The 2,998-nt window shown below is 42.0% G+C and carries 2 protein-coding genes and 1 pseudogene; all 3 read right to left on the bottom strand.

The features are described 5' to 3' along the window. Nucleotides 1-172: 172 nt before the first annotated feature. Entirely contained in the window at nucleotides 173-1,066 is an 894-nt protein-coding gene (locus H5232_RS22750) for a DUF4861 domain-containing protein (protein WP_259400187.1), read from the bottom strand. A 49-nt stretch (nucleotides 1,067-1,115) separates the two neighbouring features. Next, nucleotides 1,116-2,564: a glucuronate isomerase gene (gene uxaC / locus H5232_RS22755; RefSeq protein WP_182739305.1), complete on the bottom strand. Its 1,449-nt coding sequence runs from the start codon at nucleotides 2,562-2,564 to the stop codon at nucleotides 1,116-1,118. Nucleotides 2,565-2,655: 91 nt separating this feature from the next. After that, a pseudogene (locus tag H5232_RS22760) lies at nucleotides 2,656-2,998 on the bottom strand (keto-deoxy-phosphogluconate aldolase); the annotation flags it as partial.

Below are 2,998 nucleotides of genomic sequence, written 5' to 3' on the forward strand. Positions count from 1 at the left end.
GCATTGCATCCAGAGCACCTATAATAATCTCTTTTTCAGGGTGTTTGACCAAACCGGCCAATAAATTAGGCAAATCTGTGTCAGTGTTCAGTTCTACATGTGGCAAACGTGAGCCGGCTTGCATACTAATTTTTGCTATTAAATCTTGCTGTTGATAGGTGTTTTGCCAGCCTTAATGCTCAATGTGTATTCTGGCGCGTAAATCGCCATTTTCAATAATCCGTGCTGTACGTTTGCTAACATCAGATACATGTTCCAGCTCATCATTACTACCCATCAAACCAAATCCGCCAGCACCTAAAGACTTACCCACTTTAAGGATATCCATGCCCCAGTCTTGTTTGTCATGATACGAAGAATAACCATCAAGGCCGACAGTATGTAGCACAGGTTGTGTTGTTAATTTGCCGAAAATATCAAAACCATTACGCCAATCTAGATAAAAACGGTAACCGACTTTATCCGACTCAATACCTGGGCCTTCATAACGGATCCAATTTGAATGATCGGTGTAATAATCTGGTGGTGTTAACTCATCAACATTTTTAAATTCACCGCCTACATACTCTTTTTTACCTGTGCCAACTTGGTGTTTTGGCGGACGAGAATGAGGCTGCCATTGACCACCTTGTTTATGGGCAAGATCAGCTTGAACACGTTTTGTTTGTGCTGTGATTGATGGGCTACTTTGCTGTGTAATGGTGACTTCAATCGGTTTATCATTTAAATCGACAATAAAATACACACCATCAAGTTCACCGTCTGAATCAATATCTACTGCTTGGCTTGGTAATACTTGCTGCGCTGTTTTTACAGTTAAAGCAGCAGTTTGGCTAAGACCTAAATCGTAATAGCTAAGATAGATAGGCTCGTCAGGGCGTTTAAACGAAGATGGATTAACAATGTCCACTTTAGCAACTAATGCGCTTCCAAGGGAGTTAGTTTCGCTCGCTTGCAGTGGTGTTTTAAGATCTGCATGTTCTTGGCATGCAATCAATAATAGGCTAGAGCTTAGAGCTGTTCCCATCAAAATGCGCTTTGATAACAGTGATGTTTTTAAAGTCATTGTGTGTCCTCAATGGTTGAGCCACTTAAATTAAGTGGCTCTATTATTGTTATTTATCGAGATTGTATGCTTTTTTCACTAGCCCATAGGTTAGTTGATAAGCCAGAGTCTGGGCAGTACTTTCGCTAATTTGATGATTTGCTACAAGCTCTGCTAAATAGCGACAATCAACGCGGCGTGCAACATCATGACGAGCTGGAATTGATAAAAATGCGCGGGTGTCATCATTAAAGCCAACGGTGTTATAAAAACCAGCTGTTTCAGTTGTTTGCTGTCTAAAACGAAGCATACCGGCGGGGCTGTCATGGAACCACCAAGCAGGACCTAACTTGAGGCTAGGGTAGTGACCCGCTAGTGGCGCAAGTTCTCGACTATAGGTCGTTTCATCTAATGTAAATAGGATGATTTTAAGATCAGGGTGATTTCCGTATTTACTCAATAGTGGTTTGAGTGCATTAACGTATTCAGTTTGGCTTGGAATATCACAGCCTTTATCACGGCCAAATTGATCAAATACCGCTTGGTTATGATTACGATGCGCGCCAGGGTGAATTTGCATCACTAAACCATCTTTAATGCTCATACCGGCAAGCTCAGTGAGCATTTGGCCACGGAATAATTCTTGCTCTTGCTCCGTTGAATGGCCTGTTCGACATTTTTCAAATAATGCTTCACATTCTGCGGTAGGTAAGTCAGCAGTTAATGCAGTAGGGTGGCCATGATCGGTTGCTGTTGCACGTCCTTCAATACGAAAGTAATCACGACGTATTTGAATTGCCGCTAAATAACCTTGCCAAGTCGTTGTATCTTGGTCGGTTATCTCACCAAGTTTAATTACGTTGTCGATAAAATCTTCACGGCTAGCATCAACCACATCATCAGGTCTAAAGGTGGTGATCACACGTTTTGCCATTGCAGAGCCTGCAATTGCGCGGTGGTGCGGGAGCTGATCAAGTGCACCTTCTGTTGTGGCAATTAGTTCAATATTAAAGCGGTCCATCAGTGCATGAGGCTTGAACTCGGGTGTTGCTAACGCAGCTGTAATTTTTTGATAATAGTGCTGACCATTTTCCGAGCAAAGTTTTTCAGTAAACCCAAACACATCACTAAATACCGCATCTAACCAATAGCCACTTGGCGTTCCGGCATACAGGTGATAGTTATCAGCAAAGATTTGCCATACTTTTTCAGGATCAGCTGCTTTTGAACGAGCCATATCGCCTTGCAGCCCATGCTCAGGTACTCCTAAATCAGTCATTGGGATACCTTGACTGTAGAGCATTCTAAACACGTAGTGATCGGGTTTTATAAATAGCTCAGTAGCATTGCCAAAGTTTTCATTTTCATTAAACCAACGTGGATCAGTGTGACCGTGCGGACTAACTATCGGTAAGTCTTTAATTGATTCATATAACTTTCTAGCGATAGCAACGACGCTAGGATCGCTTGAAAATAAACGATCTGGGTGCAATTCTAAAGGTTCGATATTGCTCGGCATTGAAGATTCCTTAACTGTTCTGCTTGTTTATTGCTACCGGTGGCATGTAAAGGTAAATTACACTGACAACGTATGGCAGTCAATATGTTAATTAGTTGTTGTTTAGTACCTGAAGGCAGGCTTGCGTGATTTTGTCATAGTCTTTACTTTGTACCCATTGTGGTTGTGCAACCCAGGTTCCACCCACAGCCATCACATTATTAAGTGCTAAATAGTCTTTAAAGTTTTGTTCATTAATGCCACCTGTTGGGCAAAAGCGAATATCAGCAAATACGCTGCTGACTGCTTTTAAAAACTGCTCGCCACCACACAAAGAGGCAGGAAATAATTTTTGCTCAGTAAAGCCATATTCTTTAGCAAGTAAAATATCGGCGGTGTTTGAAACACCCGGCACAACGGGCACAGAAGATTGACTAAGGGCATCGATTAATCGT

The organism is Pseudoalteromonas sp. SG41-5 (genome assembly GCF_014164495.1).
GTDB classification, from domain to species: Bacteria; Pseudomonadota; Gammaproteobacteria; order Enterobacterales; family Alteromonadaceae; genus Pseudoalteromonas; species Pseudoalteromonas rhizosphaerae.

Bases quoted from the DNA above. Each gene is read 5' to 3' on its own strand.
- H5232_RS22750 (WP_259400187.1), bottom strand. From the start codon at position 1,066: ATGACTTTAAAAACATCACTGTTATCAAAGCGCATTTTGATGGGAACA.
- uxaC (WP_182739305.1), bottom strand. From the start codon at position 2,564: ATGCCGAGCAATATCGAACCTTTAGAATTGCACCCAGATCGTTTATTT.